Raw genomic sequence first — 25,228 nt, 5'->3', positions numbered from 1 at the left:
TCAACCGGAAAGGCGTGCCTCGTTGGCGAGTACCTGCCGCACATACCGAGCCCGCGCCAGGTTCGCCTCGCCGTCGGTGAGTGCCCGCCCCGCTGTGTGGGACAGGTGCGCCGACTGGCTGAAAATCAGGAGCTTGTTGAGCGTATACACCGTGAGCCCGGCGACCAGGCCCATCCCGACGGCCAACCGCAACCCGCTGAGCAGGTTCATCGCTTCTTCTGCCGGCAGGTTCCGCGCGTGCCGCAGGGTTCCGTACGCGCGCCACAGCTTGTCCTCGATAATATACCCCGCGTCACGTGAAAGCACGCCACGCGCCTCCTCTTCCCGCTCGATCACCCGCCGCACCACCCGCACCAACTGGTCCGCCAGGTCCTCCTCACTCCTTCCAAGTGTCGTCTGGTTGGAGATCTGGAACAGGTTGCCGAGCACATCGCTGCCTTCGCCGTACAGGCCGCGGTAGGTCAGGCCCATGTGCTGCAGGCCCTGCAGCACCTTGCCGATCTCCTGGGTCAGGACCAGCCCCGGCAAGTGAATCAGTACGGAGGCCCGCAGGCCCGTTCCCGTGTTCGTCGGGCAGGCGGTGAGGAAGCCAAACTCGCGGTGGTGTGCGTAGGGCAGCGCCGCTGCCACGTCGCGGTCCAGCGCCTCGGCCTGCCGCAGCGCCCCGACCACGTCGAAGCCCGACCGGAAGACCTGTAGCCGCAGGTGGTCCTCTTCGTTGACCATCACGCCGACGTCGCCCGTGACCAGCAGGCCGGCCCCGGTCGGGGCTTCCTGACCGCGTTCGAGCCCGGCGTGCTCTCGGCTCACCAAGTGCCGCTCGTGCAGCAACTGGCGCTCCAGCAGCGAGCACTCGTCCACCCGCACGAAGGCGGCGTCCTTCAGGCTGTCGAGGCGCGGCGCCACCCCGCGCACCTGGTGCATCACTCGCAGGCGCTCGCCTTCGCGGGCCCGCGTCGGGAACGCGTAGCCAGCCAGGTTCCGAGCCAGCCGGATCCGCGACGAGAGCACGATCCCTGAATGCTCCCCCTGGCCCTCGAGCCAGTGCAGGCCGCCATCAGGCAGCAGCGAGAGATCCAGCACTACTCCATCCCCCGGATCTGGTCGCGCAACGCTGCCGCTTCCTCGAAAGCCTCGACCTCCACGGCCTTGGCCAAACGGTTGCGCAATTGTTCCAGCGCAGCCTCGCGCTCCACCACGTCCGGATCCGCCCCCTCGTGGCTCCAGCCCTCGTGTCGCGTGGCGCCGTGCACACGGCGCAGCAGCTCGCGCAGCGACTGCTCGAAGGCTCCGTAGCACTGCGCGCAGCCGAGCCGCCCGCTGGCCCGGAAATCACGCAGCGAGGTCCCGCAATACGAGCAGCGCGTCGCGTCGCCGGGCATCTGGGCAGCCTGCTGCTGCACGGCCTGCAGGAAGTCACCCAACGGATGCTTCGGCGTCGACACCGTGGTCTCGATGCCCCGCGCGGCGGCGCACTGTTCGCAGAGATGCACCTGCGAGACCACGCTCTCGACGATCTGCGTGAGATGCACGACGGCATCGCGCTCGCGGCAGTTGTCGCAGACCATGGCTAGACGCCCCCCTCGGCCGCAGCCGCCGGATGCAGGCGCCCGTCCTCGAGGTGCAGCACGCGGTGTGCGCGCTCGGCCAGCGAGCGATTGTGCGTCACCACCACCGTGGAGAGCCCGAGGTCGCGGGACAGCGAGGCCAGCAGGTCGTGCAGGCGCTCCGCATTGTGGTGGTCGAGGTTCCCCGACGGTTCGTCCGCGAGGAGCAAGGGCGGCTGCAGGGCCAGCGCGCGCGCCACGGCGGCGCGCTGCTGCTCACCGCCCGAGAGCTCCGAGGGCCGATGATGCAGGCGCTCGCCAAGGCCTACGCGCTCGAGCAGTTCCACGGCGCGCGCCCGGGACTCCGCGACAGGGCGATCGGCAATGCGCATCGGCATCATCACATTCTCGAGGGCGGAAAACTCCTTCAGCAGATGATGGAACTGAAAGATGAATCCCACGTGCCGATTGCGCAGTTCCGCCAGCACCTCGTCGTCCACGCCCTGGGTGGCGGCGCCGGCCACGGTCACCGTCCCGGCATCCGGCCGCTCCAGCGCGCCAATCACGTGAAGGAAGGTGCTCTTACCCGAGCCGCTGGCCCCGATGACGGCCACCATCTCACCGCGTGCCACGGTGAGGTCGACGCCGTCGAGCACGCGCAGTACGGCACCGTCGCCGCCGCGGTAGCTCTTTACGACGCCAGAGGCGACGAGCACATCCATCGAGTCGCTCATTCGTTCCGGATGGCCTCGATCGGGTAGAGGCGCGCGGCCGTGCCCGCAGGATGCAGCGTCGCAACGATCGCCACGCCAACCGAGAGCGCGAGGATCAGCAGCACATCGAACAACTCGAGCCGGACCGGCAAATGGTCGATGAAGTACACCGACGGGTCCAATGCAATGAGCTTCCAACGCTCCAGCGCGTAGCCCGTGCCCAGGCCCAGCGCCAACCCGATGCCCGTGCCGAACGCGCCGATGAAGGTCCCCTGCAGCAGGAAGATCCGGCGGATGGACTCGGCGCGCATGCCCATCGCCTTCAGGATGCCGATCTCCCGCGTCTTGTCGCGCACGACCATGGTCAGCGTGCTCACGATGTTGAACGCCGCCACCATGATGATCAACGTGAGGATGACGCTCATCCCCAGCTTCTCGAGCTTGAGCGCCCGGAACAGCGAACTGTTCTGCTGCTGCCAATCCTCGGCGCGGTAGGGGAAGCCGAGCGTGTCGAGCAGCGCCAGCGCAATCACCGGTGCCCGCTCCTTGTCCACCGTGAGGACCTCAAGGCCCGTCACCGCGGAGTCGAGACCCGCCAGCCGCTGTGCCTGCTCCAACTGGATGTACGCGTAGCCGTTGTCGTACTCGTACATCAGCGTCTCGAAAGTCCCGGTCACCTCGAACTGGATGAATCGCGGCAACGACACCAGTCCCGCGCTCAGGCTCGGCATTCCACCCGGCGCCGTCAGCAGCGAAATGCGCATGCCTGGATACGCGCCGAGCCGATCTGCGAGCAGGCGACCGACAACGATGCCCGGGACGCTGGGGTCGGTGCTCTTGAACTGGAAGGCGCCCTGCAGCGCGTGGTCGCGGATGGTCGTCACCTGCGCGCTGCCGGAGTCGCCGGGCACGATGCCGCCGACCGTGACGGCCTCGATGTGTCGACCGTTGCTCGCCAGTGCCTGCGTAATCACGAAGGGCGCCGCCCGAACCACACCCCGCGTGGCCTCGACCATCGCCAACGCCTCCGGCCAGCGCTCCATGCGCAACGCCTCGCCGTACGTCAGCACGCGGATGTCAGGGCTCCCCACGAGGATCTTGTCGCGCAGGTCCGTCTGCAGGCCGTTCATCACGCCCATGATGACAATGAGCGCGCTGACGCCCACCGCAACGCCCGCCACCGCGATTACCGAGATAAACGACAGGAACCGCGACCCGCGCCGGGAGCGCAGGTAACGCCACGCAATGCTCAGCTCGAGGCCGCTCATTCCGGCCGCATCAGCGGGAAGAGGATCACGTCGCGGATATGCGGTGTGTCCGTGAGGTACATGAAGAGGCGGTCGAGGCCGATGCCCACGCCGCCCATCGGTGGCATGCCGTACTCCATCGCGCGCAGATAGTCCTCGTCGACGCCCGTGGCTTCCTCGTCGCCCGCCGCCTTGAGCCGCGCCTGTGCCTCGAAGCGCTCGCGCTGGTCCAGCGGGTCGTTGAGCTCGGAGAACGCGTTGGCCAGCTCCTTGCCCTTGGCAAAGAGCTCGAAGCGCTCGGTGAGGCCCGGTTTGCTGCGGTGCGGCTTCGCCAAGGGCGAGAGCTCGACCGGATAGTCAAGCACGAAGGTCGGCGCGTCGATCTTGCTCTCGACGTGCGCCTGGAAGAGCTCGTCCATCAGCTTCGGTCGCGACAACTTCGCGATGTCGTGCACACCAGCCTTCTCGGCCGCCTTGCGCAGTTCGCTGTCGGTCAGCGCCATCACATCGGGAACGCCCAGCGCCTTGGACAGCGCCGGCACCCACTCAATGCGCGGGAACGGCGTGATGAAGATCGGCACCTGCCCGGCCTCGCGGCCGTCCGGTCGCTGGCGCGATTCGTCGCCCATGACATCGCGCACGGCGTTGGCGGCAGTGATCAGCAGCTGTTCCACACGGCCCATCATCACCGTGTAGTCGGCGTAGGCCTCGTAGAACTCGAGCATCGTGAACTCCGGATTGTGCGTCCGGTCGATGCCCTCGTTGCGGAAGTCGTGGCCGATCTCGTACACGCGGTCGAAGCCGCCGACGACGAGGCGCTTCAGGTACAGCTCGTCCGCGATGCGCAGGTACAGCGGCATGTCCAGCGCATTGTGGTGCGTCGTGAACGGCCGCGCCGCGGCGCCACCATACAGCGGCTGCAGCACCGGCGTCTCGACCTCGAGGTAGTTCAGGGCATCGAGCGCGCGACGGATCGCCGTCGTCATCTTGGAGCGCGCCGCAAAGTGCCGCCGCACGTCCGGATGCACCGCCAGGTCGGCGTAGCGCTGCCGCGACCGCTGTTCGCCGTCCGCGAAGCCCGAATAGCGCACCGTGCGGCCATCCACCACGTCTTCCTTGCCGAACGGCAGCGGCCGCAGCGACTTGGCCAACAGCGTCGCCTGCGTCACGCGCACTGTCACCTCACCGGTGCGCGTGCGGAACAGCGGGCCCTCGACGCCAATCACGTCGCCGAGGTCGAACAGCTTCACCGTGGCGAAGGTCTTCTCGTCGAGGCCGTCCTGCCGGAAGTACAGCTGGATGCGGCCCGTGTCGTCGGCCAGGTGCGCGAAGATCGTCTTGCCGTGCCCACGCCAGGCGACGATGCGCCCGGCGAGACGCACCGTCTCCCCTTCCTCGGCGTCGCCGAGCAGTGGGACGGCCGCGCCGCAGCCGTGGCTGCGGTCGTAGCTGTAGGCAAAGGGCGCCACGCCGAGCTGCTCGAGCTGCTCGAGCTTCTCGCGTCGTGCGCGCAGGACGTGATTCAGGTCTTCGCTCATTACGCTGCCCCCGCCGCACCGTCCTGCTTCAGGAAGGCCTCGATGAACGGGTCGATGCCGCCGTCCATCACCTTCTGCACATCCGTCAGCTTCAGTTCGGTGCGGTGATCGTTCACCATCGTGTACGGTTGGAAGACATAGCTGCGAATCTGGCTGCCGAAGGAGACATCCGCCTTCGTGGCGTCCAGCGCCGCCTTGGCCGCCGCCTGCTTCTCGGCCTCGAGGTTGTAGAGCTTGTTCTTGAGCATCTTCATCGCCGTCGCCTTGTTCTTGAACTGCGACCGCTCCTGTTGCGAGGCCACCACGACGCCCGTCGGCAAGTGCGTGATGCGCACCGCCGAGCTGGTCTTGTTCACGTGCTGGCCGCCCGCACCCGAGGCCCGATAGACGTCGATCCGCAGGTCTTCCTCGCGGATCTCGATGTTGATCTCCTCGTTCACCACGGGATACACGAACACCGACGCGAAGCTCGTGTGCCGCCGCGCGTTGGCATCATACGGCGAGATGCGCACGAGCCGATGCACGCCGATCTCCGGCCGCAGGAAGCCATAGGCCGACGCCCCCTTGATCTCGAGCACGGCGCCCTTGATGCCGGCTTCCTCGCCCTCGGAAAGGTCGAGGATGTCCACCGTGAAGCCCTTTCGCTCGGCCCAGCGCGTGTACATCCGCATCAACATCTGGGCCCAGTCCTGCGCCTCGGTGCCGCCGGCGCCGGCGCTGATCTCGAGCTGCGCGTCGCGGAAGTCATCGCGACCCTGCAGCAGCGAACGCAGTTCGAAGGCATCCATCTCCTCGCGGATGCCGGTGACCTCGCGGGCAACGTCCGCCTGCATGCCCTCGTCCGGCTCCACCGCAAGCAGTTCCAGCAGTTCGCGCGCGCTCTGGATACGCCCCGTGAGACGATCCCAGGGCTCGATCCAGTTCTTCAGCGTCTTCACTTCCTGCACCACTCCACGCGCCCGCTCCTGCGCGTTCCAGAAGCTTGGGTCCGCCATGTCCCGCTCGAGCGCCTCAAGACGCTCGCGCTTGCGGTCTAGGTCAAAGGAACCTCCGCAGCTCGACGAGCCGGGACTCGTCGTGGCGGAGGGACGTCAGGAGGGCGGGATCGGACATGGGAGAGTCGGGCGTGAAACGGCGCGAGCCGTGTGACGCGTGGCGCACACAGCTCGCGAAAGCTTCCGTGAATTTAGCTGCGGGGGGCGGCGCGGCCTACCCCTCGCGGCGGCTAGAACATCTTTTGGCCGCCGGCGAGCAAATCGTTCAGCGCCTCAGCGAAGTGCGCGGTGGATTCCGCGAACTCCTTGCCGATCTGGTCCACGTACTCCTCGTAGCTCTTCTTGATCTCTTCCTTGAAGAGCGCCTTGAGGGTGCCGTCGCGCAGCCCTTCCTCGCGCTTGTCCGGCATGTACGAGATCATGTCCGACACCAGGGCGCGAGCCAGTCGGCGGGCGCGGAGGTTCGGGTCGTTCGCCAGGAACGGGTTCACCGGTCGCTTCGTCGGCGCGCCTGCCGGAGCCGACGTCGTCACCGGCGTCGAGGCCCGCGGCGTGCTCAGTGGACCAGAGGCGGCCGGGGTCGAGACGCGTGCCACGGGCGCCGAGGGGGCTGCGACCGGCGTTGAGACCCGCGGCGTCGGCGTGGGTGCACTGGGCGCCGCCGGAGGCTGCACTGGAGCCGACACGCGCGGCGCCGGCGGCGCAGCTGCCGCCGGCGGGGCCATGGGTGGCCGAGGTGGCGAGAGCGGCGGCATGGGCGGGCGGGGAGCGCCCGGACGCGGGGCTCCAGGGAGCGGCGGCCGCACCGAGGCGCCCGGAATCGGCGGCGTGAGCTTGGCAGTCGAGGGTCGCGGCGGCGGCGCTGGCGGGAGCGCGCCAGGTCCGGGGACGACCGGGGTCGCGATCGGAGTCGGCGCCATCGGCCCTGAGGGCGCGGAAGGCCGCAGACCGGCCGGCGTCGACATGCGAGGCGGCACTGCTGGCGGTACCGCAGGCGGCTGCATCGGCGGCGTCGGCATCCGTGGCGGCGCCGGAGGAGCAGCCATTGGCGTCGGCATGCGCGGGGCGGCCGGCGGGGCAGCCGCAGGCGTGGGCATCCGCGAAGGCGCCATCGGCGGCGCAACGGGCGTGGGCATCCGTGGCGGCGCCGGAGGAGCCGCGGCCGCGGGCGTCGGCATCCGCGGCGGAGCAGCGGGTGGAACAGGCACCGCTGCCGCAGGAGTCGGCGCACGCGGAGCGGCCGGCGGCGCGGCCGGCGGAGGCTCAACAGGCGTCGCAGCCCTGACTGGCTCCGCTGGTGTCACGACCGGAGCCGGCGCCACGGGGGTCCCCGGTCGGCTCGGCGTCGGCTGGCCGGCAATCGGCGTCGGCACGAACGGCTCGTCCTCCGCCATCGGCGCCCCACCAGGCGTGGAGTGGCGCGGGGCCGGGGTCGCGATTCGCGGCGCACGGGCCGGTGGCGACTCGTAAAACGGCTCAGGCGCCGCCTCGGCGTCCGATTCCAGCACGGCGCGTTGCACGTCGGGAGTCATGACGGAACTGCGGCCAGCCGCGGGAACTCCGCCTGTGCTGGCCGCCGCGCCCGACATTGCCGCGGCCCGCCCGGACGCGTGGATCTCCAGGACCGCGCCACAGACCGAGCAGCGGGCACGCGTCCCACCTTCCGGTACCTTGGCCGGGTCCACGCGGAATACCGACTGACATTCGCCGCACAAGACGTTCACTGCGCTTCCCCCACCCTGGCCGATCGCTGGTTCTGCACCGGGAGCTCGCCCGCCGGACCGTCGCTACGACGGTCGACCGCGAACACGGACCCGTGCAACGACTTCGCGTAGCTCTTCATCTCGGTCGCGAGTTCGCTCACCTGCCCTGCGTGCGTGAACACGCGACGCTCGTTTGTGACCACGCCCACCGAGAGGGTCATCAGCGGGACCTTGTGCAGCTGCCCGCGACGATCCTTGCCGAAATAATATCCTGCACGACGGTCCTGCTCGGAATACTGGTACGGCACCAGCGTGTCGAAAACCTCGACCACCGTGCCGCAGGTTTCGGGAACATTCGCCGTGGGGATGATGAACAGGAAGTCGTCGCCGCCGATGTGTCCGACGAATCCATCCTCGCCGCAGACGCCCTTCACCACATCATGCAGGATCCGCGAGAGGATGCGGATCACCCGGTCGCCATCGTAGTAGCTGTACCGGTCGTTGTATTCCTTGAAGTGGTCGAGGTCGGCGTAGCAGACGGCGAAGCGCGACCCTGCCTCGATGCGCCGCGTCATCTCCAGCTCGATCTCGATCGTCCCCGGCAGTCGGGTCGAGGGGTGCACAAAGGTGTCGCGGTCGCTGCGCCGCAGCATCGCCTCGAGCCGCAGGGCGGCCTCGGTCGGCGAGACGTTGTCGCGCAGCACCTCGTCGGCGCCCGCGTCGAAGGCCGAGGCAAACGCCGCATCGTCATCGAGCGTCGTGAGCACGACCGGCACGATCCCCGTGTACGAGTCGGCCTTCATGCGGCGGCAGACCTTGAGCGCCGCCACCGGATGCCGCCGCGCGTCCACAATGACCAGACGCGGCCGGCTCCGCAGCGACGCCCGCATCACCTCATCCGGATCGCTGGCCGTCCGCGACGGGACGCGCTTCGCGTCCAGCCACGCCCGGAGGGCATCCGGGAGCGGTTGGCCGTCAGGCGCGAAGATGAGGGCGGTGGATTGCGACACTCAGCAGGGGCTAAATGGGGATTGCGCGGGAAGTTACCCTAGGCCAAAACACGTGTCAAATCCCTATACAGCAAGGTCTTGCGCGAACTCCGGAGCTTCTCGCATATCGGCATCTCCAGACGAGTTGGCAAGGACCCGTGTCACGAAGTGAGTCCGGTGGCTCGCTCGATCAGGAGGACTGGAATGCCCTCCTCGACCGGATATCGCAGGGCGCAGGCGTCGCAGACGAGGGCCCCGGGGGACCCAGCGGGTTCATCGCGGAGCGGGCCCTGGCAGCTCGGGCAAGCCAGGATCTCGCGGATTGTCGGGTGGATATCAGCCACGGCCAGTCTCCGGCGGTAGCGCGTAGCCCAGTCGGGCCAGCGCGTGAATGTCCTTGCGCCAGTTGCGCAGTTCCTTCACCCAAAGGTCGAGGTACACGGGGCGGCCGACCAACGGTTCGATCTTGGCCCGTGCGGCCTGGCCGATGGCCTTGATGCGACTGCCACCGGCCCCAATCAGGATTCGCTTCTGGCTGTCACGCTCCACATACAGGACGGCCCGGATATACACGGGGTCATCCGTCTCCCGGAACTCCTCGATGCCGACGGCGACGCCGTAGGGCACCTCTTCCTCGAGTTGCTCCAGGACAGTCTCCCGCAGGAACTCTGCCACGAAGAAGCGGAGCTGCTGGGTGGAGACGTCCTCAGCATCGTAGAGGAAGGGGCTCGCGGGCAGCAGGTCCCGCACCCGCTCCAGGAGCGCGGGCACGCCTTCCCCCGTCGCTGCGGCGATGGGCAGGGCCTCCGGCGCCAGTGCTCGGAGCTCTGTCAGGCGCTCAGGGCTCAGTTGGTCGGTCTTGTTGAGCGCCACCACGATGGGCGCCTTGGGGCGCTGCGGCAACTGGGCGAGTGCCGTCAGGTCCTCGGGCTCATCGCGCGTGGCATCCACCAGGTGCACGATGACATCCGCGTCCGTGATGGCCTGCTGCGCGGCGTGCTGCATGGCCTTGTGCAGCGCATAGCGGGGCTCGAGGAGGCCAGGCGTGTCGAGCAGGATGATCTGCGAGCTGTCGTCGGTGAGGATTCCCACGACGCGGTCGCGCGTGGACTGCGGCTTGGGGGACACGATGGCCAGCCGCTCGCCGACGAGTCGGTTGAGCAGCGTGCTCTTGCCGGCGTTTGGGCGTCCGGCGATGGCGACGAATCCAGCCTTTGTCTCGTTGCTCACGCGTTCGGGATTAGGTTGGGGACGGCTTTGCCACAGAGGCACAGAGACACAGAGGATCTCGATGCCGATTCTCCAAGTTTCGCTACGTCAGCCGGAGAGACTAAGGGGAACCGCCGCGACGGTGGCCGTGCAGTCCGGCAAGAAGACAACTGTTCCCACGCATTCGCGCTAGGGATAGAAGACACAGAGCACAGGTCCGTTGTCGTTCCTCTGTGTCTCTGTGTCTCTGTGTCTCTGTGGCCAGCAGTTCTCAGCGCACCAAAACCAGAAGAAACGGGAAAGGCCCCAGCCGCGATTGCGACTGGGGCCTTCAATCCCACAAGGGGGTGCCGGCGACGGCCTACTCTCCCGCGATCTCTCGATCGGAGTACCATCGGCGCTGTAGGGCTTAACGATCGTGTTCGGGATGGGAACGAGTGTGGCCCCTACGCTCTAGTCGCCAGCGAAAAGACGACAACGGAAACTGGTAGTGTTCGTGTAATGGCGGATCGCAAGATTGTTAGATCGTGCGAATGCTCTGCGGTTGTATTCCTGCCCCTGTCTTTCCCGAGGGAAAGGAGGGGGAGTAGTCAAGCCGCACGGGCGATTAGGATGGGTTAGCTCGGAGGTCATTACTGACGTTCCACTCCCCACCTATCGACGTGGTGGTCTCCCACGGCCCTTCAGGGGACTCAAGGTCCCAGGGAGAGTTCATCTTGGGGACAGCTTCCCACTTAGATGCTTTCAGCGGTTATCTGTGCCGATCATCGCTACCCGGCGGTGCCACTGGCGTGACAGCCGGGACACGAGCGGATCGTCCGACTCGGTCCTCTCGTACTAGAGTCCGCGCCCCTCAACTCTCCAACGCCCACAGCGGATACAGACCGAACTGTCTCACGACGTTCTGAACCCAGCTCATGTACCACTTTAACCGGCGAACAGCCGGACCCTTGGGACCTTCTCCAGCCCCAGGATGTGATAAGCCGACATCGAGGTGCCAAACCGCGCCGTCGATGTGAACTCTCGGGCGCGATAAGCCTGTTATCCCCAGCGTACCTTTTATCCGTTGCGCGATAGCCGATCCACACCGGGCTACCGGATCACTACGGCCCACTTTCGTGGCGGCTCGACCCGTCGGTCTCGCCGTCAGGCTCCCTTGTGCCGTTACACTCTAGAGCGCGAATATCGTCCGCGCTGAGGGAACCATGCGCGCGCCTCCGTTACTCTTTCGGAGGCGACCGCCCCAGTCAAACTGCCCACCTGCCACGGTCCCAGCCGAGGTTTGCTCGAGCGTGGTGAGGACGTTACACAAGCCAGGCTGGTATTTCACTGATGCCTCCACCCGAGCTAGCGCCCGGGTCTCAACGGCTCCCAGCTATGCTACACAGTCTAATGCGACGTCCAATGACAAGCTGCAGTAAAGGTGCATGGGGTCTTTTTGTCCTGCTGCGGGGACTCGGAATCCTCACCGAGACTGCTATTTCGCCGAGCACCGGGTCGAGACAGTGCCCAAGTCGTTACGCCATTCGTGCAGGTCGGAACTTACCCGACAAGGAATTTCGCTACCTTAGGACCGTTATAGTTACGGCCGCCGTTTACCGGGGCTTCGGCTCAATGCTTCGCCTTGCGGCTAACATCTCCCCTTAACCTTCCGGCACCGGGCAGGCGTCAGTGAGTATACGGCGCCTTGTGCGGCTTGGCACTCACCTGTGTTTTTGCTAAACAGTCGCTTGGGCCGATTATCTGCGACCAAAGAAAGCTTCGCTGTACGCTACACCTTCTTCGGCATCCCTTCTTCCGAAGTTACGGGATCATTATGCCGAGTTCCTTGACCCGGTTTCACTCGTTCACCTTAGGCTACTCGCCTTGCCCACCTGTGTCGGTTTGCGGTACGGACATCTGCAGCATTCCCCACCAGAGCTTTTCTTGCCTGTCGACTCCACATGACTTGGAATTGGGTTGCCCCGCCTCCTCGTACTCAGGTCTCGGTTTCCCTACACCCTTGAACGGCCATCCACAAAGCCGCTCACGCTTCGTTCCAGGGTCCCTCTGGGGTTGATAACACACTGCAGACGGGGCCGGAATTTTGACCGGCTATCCATCGGCTACGCCTCTGGGGCCTCGCCTTAGGGTCCGCCTCACCCTGCGCTGATTGCCATGGCGCAGGAATCCTTGGGCTTACGGTGTGCGGGGTTCTCACCCGCATTTGCGCGTACTCAATCCGGCATCCTCACTTCTGTACACTCCACGACACGTTTCCACGATCGCTTCAAGGCATACAGAACGCTCTCCTACCCCTCATACATAGTATGAAGGCCAAGCTTCGGCGGGCCGCTTAATCCCGACCATTCTCGGCGCATCCCCACTGGACTGGTGAGCTATTACGCACTCTTTAAAGGAGTGGCTGCTTCTAAGCCAACCTCCCAGTTGTCAGTGTAGAGACACATCCTTCGCTATACTCAGCGGCCACTTCGGGGCCTTAGCTGTGGCTCTGGGTTCTTTCCCTCTCGCCGCTGGACATTATCGCTCAGCGACTGCCTCCCGAGGTCCATGCTGACGGTATTCGGAGTTTGGTTGGGGTTGGTACCGGCTACGCCAGCCCGCGCCCATCCAGTCGCTCTACCCCCGCAGCACACGTCTCGAGGCTCTACCTCAATAGATTTCGGAGAGAACCAGCTATCTCCAGGCTTGATTGGCCTTTCACCCCTACCCACAAGTCATCCGAGCGGTTTTCAACCCACACCGGTTCGGGCCTCCACTGCGTGTTACCGCAGCTTCACCCTGCTCATGGGTAGATCGCCCTGGCTTCGGGTCGTACCCCCAGGAACTTCGTCGCCCTCGTTACAGGACTCGCTTTCGCTGTGGCTCCGCGGCTGAACCGCTTAGCCTCGCTCCTGAGGAGTAACTCGCCGGATCATAATGCAAAAGGCACGCAGTCAGTCGTGACAGGGACAAGTCCCTGCCCAACCTCCTACCGCTTGTATGCATGTCGTTTCAGGATCTCTTTCACTCCCCGCACAGGGGTGCTTTTCACCTTTCCCTCACGGTACTCGTTCACTATCGGTCACACGAGAGTCTTTAGCCTTGGAGGGTGGTCCCCCCGGATTCACGCCCGATTACTCGAGTCGGGCGTTACTCAGGAACTCCACTACGCTACGTTCATCGCCTTTGCCTACCGGGCTGTCACCGTCTCTGGCGCCCCGTTCCAAGGGACTTCAGCTGACTTCACGTAACGCGTCTGTGGGTCCTTCAACCCCGCGGCCACAAGGGCCTCGGTTTGGGCTCTACCCCGTTCGCTCGCCGCTACTTGGGGCATCTCGGTTGATTTCTCTTTCCACCAGGTACTTAGATGTTTCAGTTCCCTGGGTTAGCTCGGCTTGCGCCGTAACCGTCGTCACCGACGGCTGGGTTGCCCCATTCGGAAATCCCGGGATCAAAGCGTGTGTGCCGCTCCCCCGGGCTTATCGCAGCTTACCGCGTCCTTCATCGCCTTCGTGTGCCAAGGCATCCTCGACATGCATTCGCTCGCTTGACCACAACAATGATCTAGCAGAGCACGCGCGATCTACAACGAGTGATCAGATATTCGGTGCGCAGTCCGAGGACTACGCGGAGAAATATGTGTCACTAGTGTGATTCGTCATCCCACGAACACTACCACTTTCCGTTGTCAAACAGCGGGTCATACGCGGCCCCCAGGGTTGCCCCGTGGCGGCCGCCAGACAGCTATAAGTCGAGTCGAGAGAGAATCGCCGTGTGTGAGGCGGCGACATACCGGTAGCGCTTTCGTGCCCGACGGTCCGAAGACCCGGCCTACTCGCAGCTCCGTTAAGGAGGTGATCCAGCCGCAGGTTCCCCTACGGCTACCTTGTTACGACTTCGCCCCAGTCATTGCGCTCGCCTTAGGCGGCTTGGTCCCTTGCGGGTTCCGACACCGACTTCGGGCGCTCACAACTTCCATGGCGTGACGGGCGGTGTGTACAAGGCCCGGGAACGTATTCACCGTAGCGTAGCTGATCTACGATTACTAGCGATTCCAGCTTCATGTAGTCGAGTTGCAGACTACAATCCGAACTGAGGACCGGTTTGGGGATTGGCGTACTCTCGCGAGTTAGCAGCCCTCTGTACCGGCCATTGTAGCACGTGTGTAGCCCTAGACGTAAGAGCCATGATGACTTGACGTCATCCCCACCTTCCTCCGGTTTGGCACCGGCAGTCCCCCTAGAGTCCCCGGCTTTACCCGCTGGTAACTAAGGGTGAGGGTTGCGCTCGTTGCGGGACTTAACCCAACATCTCACGACACGAGCTGACGACAGCCATGCAGCATCTGTGCTGGAACTCCGAAGAGGGGCTCACGTTTCCGCAAGCTTTCTCCAGCATGTCAAGCCTAGGTAAGGTTCTTCGCGTTGCGTCGAATTAAACCACATGCTCCACCGCTTGTGCGGGCCCCCGTCAATTCCTTTGAGTTTCAGCCTTGCGGCCGTACTCCCCAGGCGGGGTACTTCATGCGTTAGCGCCGGCACCCAGGGGGTCGCTCCCCCAGACACCTAGTACCCATCGTTTACGGCGTGGACTACCAGGGTATCTAATCCTGTTTGCTCCCCACGCTGTCGCGCCTCAGTGTCAGCTACTGCCCAGCAGGCCGCCTTCGCCACTGGTGTTCTTCCGGATCTCTACGCATTCCACCGCTACACCCGGAATTCCACCTGCCTCTACAGTGCTCAAGCTCAGCAGTTCGCACGGCAGATCCGGGGTTGAGCCCCGGACTTTCACCACACGCTTACCAAGCCACCTACGCGCCCTTTACGCCCAGTGATTCCGGACAACGCTCGCACCCTCTGTATTACCGCGGCTGCTGGCACAGAGTTAGCCGGTGCTTCCTCACCCGGTACCGTCAGTCCTTACGAATAAGGAGTTTCGTCCCGGGCAACAGTGGTTTACACCCCGAAGAGCTTCATCCCACACGCGGCGTCGCTGCGTCAGACTTTCGTCCATTGCGCAATATTCCCCACTGCTGCCTCCCGTAGGAGTCTGGGCCGTGTCTCAGTCCCAATGTGGCTGGCCATCCTCTCAGACCAGCTACCCGTCGTCGCCTTGGTGGGCCGTTACCCCGCCAACTAGCTGATAGGCCGCGAGCGCCTCGATTTCCCCCGGAGGTTTCCTCACCAGACGATGCCGCCTAGTGAACGTATGCGGTATTACCCGGCCGTTGGGCCGGCTATCCCCCAGAAATCGGAAGCTTGCTCACGTGTTACGCACCCGTTCGCCGGTTGCCCTTGCGGGCCCCCGTGACTTGCATGTGTTAAGCACGCCGCCAGCGTTCGTCCTGAGCCAGGATCAAACTCTCCAATAGAAGATTTCGATAGGCTCTTCCGAATCGCTGTCACGCTGTCGCATGACAGCGTTATTTCGGAATCACAAAAGTTTTCAGGTCTGAACTCTCCCTGAGCGCCTGACAGCTCTCAGTTCACAGAGTTCGCCTCGCACACTTTGCGATCTCTCTCGTCTCGATTTTCAATCAGCTCGTTTACGCTCATCACGATTTCCGTGACAGCCTCCAACAATACAACCACATCTTCCGTTCGTCAAGGCCTTCGAAAAAATATTTTCGACTTGCTTGCCCAGACTCACGCGGGCCTCGCAGCCCCAGCCCCTCCCCCAAGCCAACCGGGAAAAGGACGCTAAACATAAACCGAAGAAAATCGACGCGCAAGAGCAAATCCCGCACGCCTCGCGCTCCCTTTCCTCCGATGCAAAAGGCCCCGGCTCACTGCCCGAGGCCTCCTGCGATGCGCCCTGTAGGAATCGAACCTACAACCTAGTGATTAAGAGTCACTTGCTCTGCCAATTGAGCTAAGGGCGCAGGTCGCTCAGACCCTGCATCCGCTTGCGAGGCGCGCCAGGAGGGAATCGAACCCCCGACCCACAGCTTAGAAGGCTGTTGCTCTATCCAACTGAGCTACTGGCGCTTCAGATCCACCGTGTCCTGTTCGCGACCTCTGCACCACGCTTGCCTTGCCAACGATCGGGGCGGCCGGATTCGAACCGGCGACCTCCTGCTCCCAAAGCAGGCGCGATACCGGGCTACGCTACGCCCCGCAACCAGACACCAAGGATAAACGGCACTGTGCCGTCGGTCAACTGACGCCGCGCACGCGATGACGCAACACCGCCATCGCCTCGCCAAGCACCGCGCGCACCGCCCGTGCGCGATGGCTCACCATCGCCTTCTCCTCTGGCGTGGCGTCGCCAAACGACTTGCCCAACTCATCACTCACGAACCAAGGATCATAGCCGAATCCACCGCGGCCACTCGCCACGTCCGCAATGCGTCCCTCGACGCGGCCCTCGGCGCTCCACTCCGCGCCCGTCGACACAATCACCGCAACGCACACGTAGCGCGCGCTGCGATCACGCACGCCGACAAGGCGCTGCACCAACGCGGCGTTGTTGTCGGCATCGAGTCTGGCGCCGGTGTTCGTGCTGCCGGACCAGCGCTTGCTCAGCACACCGGGTGCGCCACCGAGTGCGACGACCGCGAGCCCGGAGTCCTCGGCGAGCACCACGCGTCCGGGCAAGCGCTCAGCGAAGTAGCGCGCCTTGGCGCGTGCGTTCCCGGCGAATGTCTCGAACACCTCAATACCGTCCTCAGCGGGCGACTCCGAGATGCCGGCGTCGTCGAGGGACTCGGTGGCAAGACCGGCCGCCGCGCAGAGTGCAGACAGCTCGCGGATCTTGCCGCTGCTCCGCGTGGCCAACACCAGGGGCTGCGCGCCGTACCCGGCGGCGCTCACGAGTGCCCCAGGCCGATCACGCGCCCAGTGCCCGTGCCTGCGCCGCGTGCAGCGCGCGGATGCCGCCGTGGGCGAGATCCAACAGGCGGTCGAGTTCCGCACGCGAGAACGTGCCGTGCTCGCCCGTGCCCTGCACCTCCACGAAACGTTCGGCGCTGGCCATCACCACGTTGGCATCCACCTCGGCGCGCACGTCCTCGGAGTACTCGAGGTCAAGCAACGGCGCGCCGTCGACCACGCCGACACTGACGGCCGCCACACGGCGCTTCACCGGGGATGCCTTGAGGCGGCCTGTGCGTACCATCCACTCGAAGGCGTCCACCACGGCCACACTCGCGCCGGTGATCGCTGCCGTGCGCGTGCCGCCATCCGCCTGCAGCACGTCGCAGTCGACCTTGAGGGTGTACTCACCCCAGGCGAAGTCATCGAGCATCGCGCGCACACTGCGCCCGATGAGCCGCTGAATCTCCTGCGTGCGCCCGCCGACCTGTCCGCGCTCGCGCGAGGTCCGCGTGTTCGTTGCGCGCGGCAGCATTGCGTACTCGGCAGTGAGCCAGCCTTCGCCCTTGCCCTTCTTCCAGCCAGGCACGCCATCCTCAACCGAGACGGCACAGAGCACGCGGGTGTTGCCGAAGGCGATGAGACAGGAGCCCTCCGCGTTCGGCGCGGCGTGGCGTTCGATGTTCACGCTGCGCAGGGCGTCGAGCGCACGATCGTTGGGGCGAGGCGAAGGCATCAGGTCCGGAGCTTGGTGATGGTGGCGGTGGTGGAGTGTCCCGGTGTGAGTGGGACGATAACGACTCGGCCGCCGCGTGCGCGCACGATGTCGCCACCGGCCACTTGTTCGGGCGAATAGTCGCCGCCCTTCACGATGACATCAGGTTCCAGTGCGGCGACGAGCTCCAAGGGCGTGTCCTCATCGAAGATGACGACGGCGTCCACGCCCTCGAGCGCCGCGAGCACATACGCCCGTTCACGCTCGCTGCGCACCGGGCGCTCCGGCCCCTTGTTCAGGCGGCGCACGGAGGCATCGCTGTTGACGCCCACGACCAGGTGCGCGCCTTCCGCACGAGCTGCCCGCAGGACATCCACGTGTCCCGGGTGCAGGAGGTCGAACACGCCGTTGGTGAAGACCACGTCGCCACGACAGCCGCGGCGCCACCGACGGGCCTCGTCGCGCGAGAGGATCCTGGCGGCGGGCCCCGTCACGGCCTCAGAAGGTGCCAACGGCGCGCGGCTCGAAGTAGAACTCCTTCACGATGCCCGGCAACTCGATGAGCTCGTAGTACTCCGCCCAGATTTCGATCGTGCCGGTGCGGCGGCGCACCTTGACCTTGTTGGCGTTCTCCGGGAGGTGCAGCGAGTCGGCGAAGTCCTTGAGGCGCTTCTGGATCGTGGCGTTGGACCGCTTGCTCGCGAAGCGCGCCTCTTGCTGCATGCGATCCTTGTACTGGTAGTAGTTCCAGAATGGCCGTCCGACATTGAGCCCGAAGTAGCCGACGGCCAGCACCACGAAGATGCTGAACAGGCAGCCGAGCGTTCCCTTCCCTGCGCGCGCCCTCACCATTGCGACTGGGCTCCTTCGATGACGTCGTTGACGATGCGGTCGATGGCCTGCTTGCGGCCCGTAGCCTCAAAGCCCTCGGCGTATTCGCCTTCGGCCTGAATGCCCGTGCGTGACCAGAGGACCTGACCCGACACCTGATCGACGATTTCGATGTCGGCTCGGATACGGAGCCGGCGCCGGGCGGTGGTCGCCTGGTTGGGGTTGGCCGAGAAGGCGGCCGGAATGTCGAACTCGTATTCGGTGATGCGGCCGCGCACGACCGCGCTGGCACGGTCCTCGGGCGCGTCGCGCAGGCCCATCCGGGACTGCATACCCTCGCGCAGGGCGTCCTGCAGTTCGCGCGGCAGCAACGGGTTCGTCGTACCGTTGTCCAAGGGCAGGACCGCGACGGTGCGCACGTGCTGCGGCAGGCCGCCGCCGGCGAAGCTGTAGCACCCAGCGAGGAGCAGCACGACGGGCGCCAGCAGCGACGCGACGATGCGACGCCGGTTCATGCGGGGCTCCCGCCGAGGCCGCGGTCCAGCAGCGTCTTGATGGCTGCGGGGAGTGCGGTGGGCCGTCCCTGGGCGTCGAGTGAGACGAGGGTGGTCGACGCCGACGCGAGACGGTCGCCACGGCTGCCATCGGGGTTCACGCGCGAGATCTCATAGGCGAAGCTCACCATGCGCGAGCGTACCCCCGTGAGCGAGGTGACGATCCTGACGAGGTCGTCGTAGCGCGCGGAGGCGTGATACCGCAACTGCGCATCGGCCACGGCGAGCAACACGCCCTGGCGCTCCATCTCGGCGTAGGTCATGCCGAGTTCGCGGATGAAGTCGGTACGGCCGACCTCGCACCAGATGAGGTAGTTCGCGTGGTAGGCGACCCCCATCTGGTCGGACTCGGCGTAGCGCACGCGCAGTTCGGAGACGCTCTCCATAGCCGGCGAGTCTAGGGGGACACGCGGCCCTTTGTAAAGGGAGCGCCCTGCCGATAGGATTGTGCGATGCTTCCGTCGCCCGCCTACCTGCTCTCGGACGCCCATCTCGGCGTCGCGCCGGCGGAGACCGAACGCGACTTGGTCGGCTTCCTGCGCTCGCTGCCGGGTGACGCCGGCTCGCTGGTCATCAACGGCGACCTCTTCGACTTCTGGTTCGAGTGGCGGCACGTGGTCCCGCGCACGGGGATCCGCGTGATGGGCGAGCTGGCCCGACTGGTGGACGAGGGCCTTCCCGTGATGTGGGTGGCCGGCAACCACGACTGCTGGGGCGGCGAGGTGCTGCGGAAGGACGTCGGCGTGGACTACCACGTGGGCCCGTGGCGCGGCTCCTTGGGTGGTTGGGACACGGTGATCGAGCACGGCGATGGGCTGCGCGAGAAGGAGGATGCGCCGTATCGGCGGCTGCGCGCGGTGCTGCGCAATCCGTTGGCCATCCGCCTCTACCGCTGGCTGCACCCTGACTGGGGGACGGCACTGGCGCTGCGTAGCTCGCATACGAGCCGCAACTATCGGCCGGGCGATGGTGGCGAGGGACTCCGGCGCGTGGCGGAATCGCGCCTCGGCGCGGCGGATGCTCCCGAAGCGGTGGTCTTCGGGCATTCGCACATGGCGACGCTGGAGCGACTGGGTTCTGGGGTGTTTGCGAATCCCGGTGCCTGGCTTGATGCGCCGCAGCTGCTGCGGTTCACGCCGGATGCGGTGGCGCTGTGTCGCTATGCGGGCGGCGCGGTCGAGACGGTGTCGTCTCTTGCGCGCGTGGGCTGAGATTCGAGCACCGAAGTTTGCCACAGAGGCACAGAGACACAGAGGGCTAGGCGAGCATTTCGGCCTCTGTGCCTGCCCGCCGGACGCCAAGAAGGGGGCTTCGGTGGAGAGATCTCTCCGCCACGCCCCCTGAGAAGTGGTTGATTGCAAAAGACACCGAGGCCTACGCTCGAACTGATCCCTCTGTGTCTCTGTGCCTCTGTGGCAAATACGCAGGACCATCCCAGCGACGCAACCAAAAATGGTGCGCCGCTACCGGCGTGGCGCGCGACCGAAGGGGAACGTCAGCGCGAGGGCCGAACCGAACGGGGTTTGGCGCAGACCCACCTTCTGGGGGAGATCCCAGAGCTGCGCCGCGACGAAGGCGTCGGCGCCGGCAAAGAGGTGATTGAAGATCAGCGCGGCGGTCCAGTCCTCGAGGTGCAGGCGGCGCGCGCGGGCCCAGCTCTCCGTGTACTTCGAGCGCTGCCAGGTGGCTACGACGGGATTGCCGAGCGTATCGCGCGTTACGAGGCCCGTGGACGCGTCCGTCTGGTAGGTCAACGGCATCGAGTCGTTGCGGAAGCGACGGGCGATGCGGAGGTCCTCGGCGGAGCGATGCATCATCGTGAGCGCGACCACCTCCAGCGCGACGAAGAGCCCGCCGGCGTAGGGTCTGTCGAGGCGTGCCTGCCCCGCGCCAGGAAGCACTAGCGACGAGAAGAACGCGCGGCGAGGAGTGATCGGTGGGCGCAACTCGTCGTCTTGCGCGGCGGGCGTCGGATCTGCAGTGACGACAGCCGGGCGTTCGGCTCCCGCGCGGGCGCCGGCGGCACTCTGCGCATACACGGGCACCGAAAGGGCCATCGCCGTCGCGAGAACAGCGCCAACGCAGCGCGCGGCCCTGCGGCCGATACCGCCACCAGAGCCCAGAAGATCGGTGAGGCTGCGGGCGCGCCGTGGCGGGAGCGTGTGGGAATCGAACCCACCCAGCCCGACGCAGTCAGGCCGCAACGGTTTTGAAGACCGCGGGGACCACCAGACCCCCTCCACCCCCAGATCCACGTCAGTACGCGCGGTGGGCACTACTCGACCCTGAGTTGTGCGCCGACACTCCGGGCTTCCACGCGGCCAACGAGCGCCGCGGCCGGAACGCTCGCACGAAACTGCGCGGCCAGTGCCTCGGGAAGGCACACAAGCAGGCCGCCCGAGGTCTGCGGGTCCGCGCAGATGTTGCGGACGTCGCCGCCGACGTCCGCCCAGTCGCAGTCCGCATCAACCCACTCGAGATTGCGCTTGGTGCCGCCCGGCACGTGTCCAGCGGCCAGCGCCTCGCGAGTGCCCGGCAACAGCGGCAGCGAGGCGTGGTCGACGACCACACGCACGCCGCTGGCCTTGGCGATATGGCGCGCGTGCCCCAGCAGGCCAAACCCCGTGACGTCGGTGGCACAGCGCGCCCCGAGTGCGACCGCGGCCAGGCTGGCCTCGCGATTCAGCGCCGCCATCGACGCATACAGGGCCTCCCCGTGCTCATCGGCGAGCGCGCCCGCTTTCCCCGCGGTGGCGAGAATGCCCGTGCCCAAGGGCTTGGTCAGGAAGAGCAAGTCGCCGGGCTTCGCGTTGGCGTTCGAGAGGATGCGATCCGGGTGCACCTGCCCGGTTACCGACAATCCGTACTTGAGTTCCTCGTCCGTCACCGTGTGCCCCCCGACGATGCGCGCCCCGGCCTCATGCACGGCGTCGGCACCGCCGCGCAGGATCTCGGTGAGGACCTCGAGTGGCAGCTGCCTGTCCGGGAAGCCCACGATGTTCATCGCCGTGAGTGGGGTGCCGCCCATCGCGTAAACGTCGGAGAGTGCGTTGGCGGCGGCGACTCGGCCGAAGCGATACGGATCGTCCACGATGGGCGCGAAGAAGTCCACCGTCTGCACCAACGCGAGCTCGTCGGACAGCCGAAACACCCCCGCGTCATCGAAGGTCTCGCGACCAACAAGCAAGCGGGGATCGGATTCGCGCGGCAGCGGCGCGAGCGCGGCGGACAGGTCACCCGGACCCATCTTCGACGCTCAGCCAGCGCAGCGGGCGAACTGCGTCAGGCGGAAGATTTGTTCGCGGGTCATCTCAGGGCAGAGGACGGAGGACGAAGGACGAAAGCTAACAGCGCGCGCCTCGGGGGCCTTCGCGGCGCCCACGCGAGCCTTCGTTCTTCGTCCTCCGTCGGCGTGGTCGCTCAGGCCAGCTTGGCGACCAATTCCACCTCGACGTTCACACCACGAGGCAGCGCACTCACCTGCACCGTGGAGCGCGCGGGCCGCGCGTCGCCGAGCGTGGCGGCGTAGATCTCGTTGAAGCGCGGGAAGTCGGCCATGTCGGTGAGGAACACCGTCGTCTTCACGACATCGCCCCACCCGGCACCGGCCTCCTTGAGCACGGCGGCCAAATTGGCGAGCACCTGCTTCGTCTGCGGCTCGATGTCGCCGCCGACGAGTTCGCCGCTGGTTGGATCGAGCGGAATCTGGCCGGCAGTGAACAGGAAACCGCCGGCGATGGTCGCCTGGCTGTATGGGCCGATGGCCGCCGGCGCGGCCTTGGTGCTGACGGTCTGAACGCGGTTTGCCATGGCTGGTCCTAGAAGAGGCCTTCGATGGAGCCGTCCGGATTGATCTTCATCCGCTCGGCGGCCGGCACCTTCGGCAGGCCCGGCATCGTCATGATCTCGCCGCACTGCGCGACCACGAACCCAGCACCGGCCACGGGATACACATCGTTCACCGTGACCTTGAAGCCGCTCGGGCGGCCGAGCTTGGTGGCGTCGTCGGAGAGCGAGTACTGCGTCTTGGCCATGCAGATGGGCGTCTCACCGAGTCCGATGCTCTCGAGATACGCGATGGCGCGCTCGGCCTTGGCGCTGTACTCCGCGCCCTCGCCGCCGTACACCTTGCGCACGATGGTCTCGATCTTGGCCTTGATGGGCTGCTTGGTCTCGTAGATCGGCGCGAACTTCGACTTGCCGCCGGCGAGGATATCGAGCACCTCCTTGCCCAGCGCCGCGCCGCCTTCCCCGCCCTTGGCGAAGACCTCGCAGAGCGCCACGCGTGCACCCGCCTTCTCGGCGGCCTCACGTACGATGGCGAGCTCGGCGTCCGTGTCCGTTCCGAAGCGGTTGATGGCGACCACGAGCTCCATGCCGAACTGCCGCACGTTGGCGATATGGTGTTCGAGGTTCACGACGCCCTTCTTCAGCGCGGCGAGGTCTTCCTTGGCGAGCTCGGTCTTCTTGGCGCCGCCGTTCATCTTGAGCGCGCGGATGGTCGCGACAAGCACCGCGGCATCGGGCTTGAGGCCACCGAATCGGCACTTGATGTCGAAGAACTTCTCTGCGCCGAGATCCGAGCCGAAGCCGGCCTCGGTGACGACGATGTCGCCGACGGCCATCGCGGCGCGCGTGGCGAGGATGGAGTTGCAGCCGTGCGCGATGTTGCCGAAGGGGCCGGCGTGCACGAAGGCGGGACCGCCCTCGAGCGTCTGCACGAGGTTCGGGCGGATGGCGTCCTTGAGCAGCATGGCCATGGCGCCGTGAGCATTCAGGTCGCGCGCATAGATCGGCTTGCGCTCGGCACCATACGTCGCGCCGACGATGATGTTGCCGAGCCGCTCCTCGAGATCCTTGGCGCTGGTGGCCAGGGCCAGGATGGCCATGATCTCGGAAGCCGGGATGATGACGAAGCGTTCTTCGCGCACGACGCCTTCGGCCGGCCCGCCGAGCCCGATGACGACCTTGCGCAGGGCGCGGTCGTTCATGTCGATGGTGCGCGGCCAGGTGATGCGGCGCGGGTCGATGTTGAGCGCGTTGCCCTGCTGCAGGTGGTTGTCGAGCATCGCGCTGAGGAGCGCGTGCGCCGAGCTGATGGCGTGGAAGTCGCCGGTGAAGTGCAGGTTGATGTCGTCCATCGGGAGGACCTGCGCGTAGCCGCCGCCGGCCGCGCCACCCTTCACGCCGAAGACAGGGCCCAACGATGGCTCGCGGATGCAGAGCACGGCGTTCTTGCCGAGCTTGCGCAGCGCCTGGGCGAGGCCGACCGAAGTGGTGGTCTTCCCTTCACCGGCCGCCGTGGGATTGATCGCCGTGACGATGACGAGCTTGCCCTTGGGCGCGCGCGCGGTGAGTTCGAGGGAGACCTTGGCCTTGTACTTGCCGTAGAGGTCGAGGTCGTCGGGGCCGAGGCCGATGTCGGCGGCGACGTCGGTGATGGGGCGCAGGGTCGCGGCCTGCGCGATTTCAATATCGGAGGGAACGGTCATCTGCGAATCCTAGTCCTCGTGACGAATGGGGGGAACACGAAGGGCACTACGAAAGGCGAAAGAGCGTGCGCGCGTTGTCGGCCACCGCGCGTCCGAGGGATACGGGGTCGTCCCCACGGACGCTGGCGAGCCTGGCGAGCGTGTGCGCGCACCAGGCGGGCTCGTTGCGCTTGCCACGGTTTGGCACGGGCGCGAGGTACGGGCTGTCGCTCTCCAAGAGCAGGCGATCGGCCGGGACGCGACGTACGACATCGTCGCGCTCCCACTTCTTGAACGTGGCGATGCCGGCGAAGGATACGTACCAGCCGGCCTCAAGCCCGACCTCGGCGAGCGCCGGTGAGCCGGTGAAGCAGTGCAGCACGCCGCGGATGCCGGCCGTGCCGGCCTCCCGCAGCATGGCGATGGTGTCATCCTCGGCTTCGCGGGTGTGCACGACGACCGCTCGGTCGTGTTGCGCGCCGAGCGCCAACTGCGCGGCGAAGGCGCGCCGCTGGAGGGCGCGGGGCGAATGATCGTAGTGGTAGTCGAGGCCGCATTCGCCGACGGCCACGGCGCCGGCCTGCAGCGCCGCGGCAATGGCCTCCACGTCACGGCCAGGGTCGAAGCCGGCGGCATCGTGCGGATGCACCCCGGCCGTCCACCACACGAAGCTTGGATTGGCCTCGGCGATGCCCCTGGCGCGCGCTGCCGCCTCAAGGGACTCGCCGATGCAGATGATGCCCTGGGCGCCCGACTCGCGGGAGCGCTGCAGCACGGCGTCGCGGTCCGCGTCGAAGGCCTCGCTGGCGATGTGCGCGTGCGAATCGATCCATGGCGCCGGCGAAGCGGGCGCCGGCGAAGCGACAACGGCCCCGGCGCGAGGAGTCTGCTCCTCGGGCCGGGGCCGATCGTGTCCGTTCAC

The 25,228-nt window shown here is 66.1% G+C and carries 21 protein-coding genes, 4 tRNA genes, 3 rRNA genes and 1 pseudogene; 1 reads left to right on the top strand and 28 read right to left on the bottom strand.

Going from position 1 to position 25,228, the window contains the following annotated elements; genetic code table 11:
• The 22 genes and pseudogenes from KF709_14290 to KF709_14185 form a co-directional block, all read right to left on the bottom strand.
• Positions 1-1,083 carry a hypothetical protein gene (locus KF709_14290; protein ID MBX3175572.1) on the bottom strand — a complete coding sequence of 361 codons (1,083 nt, stop codon included), beginning with the start codon at positions 1,081-1,083 and terminating at the stop codon, positions 1-3.
• Positions 1,083-1,568, bottom strand: a complete 486-nt coding sequence (locus tag KF709_14285) for a UvrB/UvrC motif-containing protein (GenBank protein ID MBX3175571.1) — start codon at positions 1,566-1,568, stop codon at positions 1,083-1,085. The genes KF709_14290 and KF709_14285 overlap by 1 nt, the downstream gene beginning before the upstream one ends.
• Before the next feature lie 2 nt (positions 1,569-1,570).
• Positions 1,571-2,281 carry an ABC transporter ATP-binding protein gene (locus tag KF709_14280; GenBank protein MBX3175570.1) on the bottom strand — a complete coding sequence of 237 codons (711 nt, stop codon included), beginning with the start codon at positions 2,279-2,281 and terminating at the stop codon, positions 1,571-1,573.
• A complete protein-coding gene (locus KF709_14275) occupies positions 2,278-3,528 on the bottom strand; it encodes an FtsX-like permease family protein (GenBank protein ID MBX3175569.1) in 1,251 nt (416 codons plus the stop codon). Before KF709_14275 ends, KF709_14280 begins: the two co-directional genes overlap by 4 nt.
• Positions 3,525-5,045 (bottom strand): lysine--tRNA ligase, encoded by a 1,521-nt coding sequence (gene lysS, locus KF709_14270; protein MBX3175568.1) that lies wholly within the window; start codon positions 5,043-5,045, stop codon positions 3,525-3,527. Before lysS ends, KF709_14275 begins: the two co-directional genes overlap by 4 nt.
• Positions 5,045-6,100: pseudogene (gene prfB / locus KF709_14265) on the bottom strand (peptide chain release factor 2). Before prfB ends, lysS begins: the two are co-directional and overlap by 1 nt.
• A 170-nt stretch (positions 6,101-6,270) precedes the next feature.
• Positions 6,271-7,725, bottom strand: coding sequence for a hypothetical protein (locus KF709_14260; protein MBX3175567.1), 1,455 nt, complete (start codon positions 7,723-7,725; stop codon positions 6,271-6,273).
• A 35-nt stretch (positions 7,726-7,760) separates the two neighbouring features.
• Entirely contained in the window at positions 7,761-8,753 is a 993-nt protein-coding gene (locus KF709_14255) for a diguanylate cyclase (protein MBX3175566.1), read from the bottom strand.
• A 140-nt stretch (positions 8,754-8,893) separates the two neighbouring features.
• Positions 8,894-9,076 carry a Trm112 family protein gene (locus KF709_14250; GenBank protein ID MBX3175565.1) on the bottom strand — a complete coding sequence of 61 codons (183 nt, stop codon included), beginning with the start codon at positions 9,074-9,076 and terminating at the stop codon, positions 8,894-8,896.
• Positions 9,069-9,962: a GTPase Era gene (gene era, locus KF709_14245; GenBank protein ID MBX3175564.1), complete on the bottom strand. Its 894-nt coding sequence runs from the start codon at positions 9,960-9,962 to the stop codon at positions 9,069-9,071. The genes KF709_14250 and era overlap by 8 nt, the downstream gene beginning before the upstream one ends.
• A 327-nt stretch (positions 9,963-10,289) precedes the next feature.
• Positions 10,290-10,406 (bottom strand): 5S ribosomal RNA (gene rrf / locus KF709_14240).
• A gap of 121 nt (positions 10,407-10,527) precedes the next feature.
• Positions 10,528-13,476: ribosomal RNA gene (locus tag KF709_14235) — 23S ribosomal RNA — on the bottom strand.
• Between the two features lie 294 nt (positions 13,477-13,770).
• Positions 13,771-15,294, bottom strand: a 16S ribosomal RNA gene (locus tag KF709_14230).
• Together the 16S, 23S and 5S rRNA genes with 3 tRNA genes alongside form the textbook arrangement of a ribosomal RNA operon.
• Positions 15,295-15,731: 437 nt before the next feature.
• Positions 15,732-15,804: transfer RNA gene (locus KF709_14225), tRNA-Lys, on the bottom strand.
• A gap of 32 nt (positions 15,805-15,836) precedes the next feature.
• Positions 15,837-15,910, bottom strand: a tRNA-Arg gene (locus KF709_14220).
• Between the two features lie 56 nt (positions 15,911-15,966).
• Positions 15,967-16,040: transfer RNA gene (locus tag KF709_14215), tRNA-Pro, on the bottom strand.
• 38 nt (positions 16,041-16,078) lie between these two features.
• Positions 16,079-16,735: a non-canonical purine NTP pyrophosphatase gene (locus KF709_14210; GenBank protein MBX3175563.1), complete on the bottom strand. Its 657-nt coding sequence runs from the start codon at positions 16,733-16,735 to the stop codon at positions 16,079-16,081.
• Positions 16,736-16,751: 16 nt separating this feature from the next.
• A complete protein-coding gene (rph, locus tag KF709_14205; protein MBX3175562.1) occupies positions 16,752-17,471 on the bottom strand; it encodes a ribonuclease PH in 720 nt (239 codons plus the stop codon).
• Complete coding sequence (gene rfaE2 / locus KF709_14200) at positions 17,471-17,962, bottom strand: D-glycero-beta-D-manno-heptose 1-phosphate adenylyltransferase (protein MBX3175561.1); 492 nt, start codon at positions 17,960-17,962, stop codon at positions 17,471-17,473. The genes rph and rfaE2 overlap by 1 nt, the downstream gene beginning before the upstream one ends.
• Positions 17,949-18,302: a hypothetical protein gene (locus KF709_14195; GenBank protein MBX3175560.1), complete on the bottom strand. Its 354-nt coding sequence runs from the start codon at positions 18,300-18,302 to the stop codon at positions 17,949-17,951. The genes rfaE2 and KF709_14195 overlap by 14 nt, the downstream gene beginning before the upstream one ends.
• The gene (locus KF709_14190; GenBank protein MBX3175559.1) at positions 18,296-18,796 is read right to left on the bottom strand and encodes a hypothetical protein; all 501 of its coding nucleotides are present in this window, start codon (positions 18,794-18,796) and stop codon (positions 18,296-18,298) included. Before KF709_14190 ends, KF709_14195 begins: the two co-directional genes overlap by 7 nt.
• Positions 18,793-19,221 carry an acyl-CoA thioesterase gene (locus KF709_14185; protein ID MBX3175558.1) on the bottom strand — a complete coding sequence of 143 codons (429 nt, stop codon included), beginning with the start codon at positions 19,219-19,221 and terminating at the stop codon, positions 18,793-18,795. Before KF709_14185 ends, KF709_14190 begins: the two co-directional genes overlap by 4 nt.
• A gap of 66 nt (positions 19,222-19,287) precedes the next feature.
• Between KF709_14185 and KF709_14180 the strand changes: the two genes are divergently transcribed.
• Positions 19,288-20,046: a UDP-2,3-diacylglucosamine diphosphatase gene (locus KF709_14180; GenBank protein MBX3175557.1), complete on the top strand. Its 759-nt coding sequence runs from the start codon at positions 19,288-19,290 to the stop codon at positions 20,044-20,046.
• A gap of 252 nt (positions 20,047-20,298) precedes the next feature.
• Here KF709_14180 and KF709_14175 read toward each other — a convergent pair whose 3' ends face one another.
• The 6 genes from KF709_14175 to KF709_14150 all read right to left on the bottom strand — a co-directional run bounded on the left by KF709_14175 (position 20,299) and on the right by KF709_14150 (position 25,228).
• Positions 20,299-20,892, bottom strand: coding sequence for a hypothetical protein (locus tag KF709_14175; protein MBX3175556.1), 594 nt, complete (start codon positions 20,890-20,892; stop codon positions 20,299-20,301).
• 93 nt (positions 20,893-20,985) lie between these two features.
• Positions 20,986-21,082: transfer RNA gene (locus tag KF709_14170), tRNA-Sec, on the bottom strand.
• A gap of 28 nt (positions 21,083-21,110) precedes the next feature.
• Entirely contained in the window at positions 21,111-22,082 is a 972-nt protein-coding gene (gene selD, locus KF709_14165; GenBank protein MBX3175555.1) for a selenide, water dikinase SelD, read from the bottom strand.
• A 173-nt stretch (positions 22,083-22,255) separates the two neighbouring features.
• Entirely contained in the window at positions 22,256-22,645 is a 390-nt protein-coding gene (locus KF709_14160) for a RidA family protein (GenBank protein MBX3175554.1), read from the bottom strand.
• A gap of 8 nt (positions 22,646-22,653) precedes the next feature.
• On the bottom strand, positions 22,654-24,327 hold the full coding sequence (locus KF709_14155; protein MBX3175553.1) for a formate--tetrahydrofolate ligase: 1,674 nt from the start codon (positions 24,325-24,327) through the stop codon (positions 22,654-22,656).
• Positions 24,328-24,373: 46 nt separating this feature from the next.
• Positions 24,374-25,228: a TatD family hydrolase gene (locus KF709_14150; GenBank protein MBX3175552.1), complete on the bottom strand. Its 855-nt coding sequence runs from the start codon at positions 25,226-25,228 to the stop codon at positions 24,374-24,376.

Source organism: Gemmatimonadaceae bacterium (genome assembly GCA_019637445.1).
Lineage (GTDB): Bacteria > Gemmatimonadota > Gemmatimonadetes > Gemmatimonadales > Gemmatimonadaceae > Pseudogemmatithrix.
This window is presented reverse-complemented; position numbering and strand designations above follow the sequence as displayed.

Excerpts from the sequence above, each read along its gene's own strand:
- KF709_14285 (MBX3175571.1), bottom strand. The coding sequence starts at position 1,568 with ATGGTCTGCGACAACTGCCGCGAGCGCGATGCCGTCGTGCATCTCACG.
- KF709_14280 (MBX3175570.1), bottom strand. The coding sequence starts at position 2,281 with ATGAGCGACTCGATGGATGTGCTCGTCGCCTCTGGCGTCGTAAAGAGC.
- KF709_14275 (MBX3175569.1), bottom strand. The coding sequence starts at position 3,528 with ATGAGCGGCCTCGAGCTGAGCATTGCGTGGCGTTACCTGCGCTCCCGG.
- lysS (MBX3175568.1), bottom strand. The coding sequence starts at position 5,045 with ATGAGCGAAGACCTGAATCACGTCCTGCGCGCACGACGCGAGAAGCTC.
- rph (MBX3175562.1), bottom strand. The coding sequence starts at position 17,471 with ATGCCTTCGCCTCGCCCCAACGATCGTGCGCTCGACGCCCTGCGCAGC.
- KF709_14195 (MBX3175560.1), bottom strand. The coding sequence starts at position 18,302 with ATGGTGAGGGCGCGCGCAGGGAAGGGAACGCTCGGCTGCCTGTTCAGC.
- KF709_14190 (MBX3175559.1), bottom strand. The coding sequence starts at position 18,796 with ATGAACCGGCGTCGCATCGTCGCGTCGCTGCTGGCGCCCGTCGTGCTG.
- KF709_14185 (MBX3175558.1), bottom strand. The coding sequence starts at position 19,221 with ATGGAGAGCGTCTCCGAACTGCGCGTGCGCTACGCCGAGTCCGACCAG.
- KF709_14180 (MBX3175557.1), top strand. The coding sequence starts at position 19,288 with ATGCTTCCGTCGCCCGCCTACCTGCTCTCGGACGCCCATCTCGGCGTC.
- KF709_14175 (MBX3175556.1), bottom strand. The coding sequence starts at position 20,892 with ATGGCCCTTTCGGTGCCCGTGTATGCGCAGAGTGCCGCCGGCGCCCGC.
- selD (MBX3175555.1), bottom strand. The coding sequence starts at position 22,082 with ATGGGTCCGGGTGACCTGTCCGCCGCGCTCGCGCCGCTGCCGCGCGAA.
- KF709_14160 (MBX3175554.1), bottom strand. The coding sequence starts at position 22,645 with ATGGCAAACCGCGTTCAGACCGTCAGCACCAAGGCCGCGCCGGCGGCC.
- KF709_14155 (MBX3175553.1), bottom strand. The coding sequence starts at position 24,327 with ATGACCGTTCCCTCCGATATTGAAATCGCGCAGGCCGCGACCCTGCGC.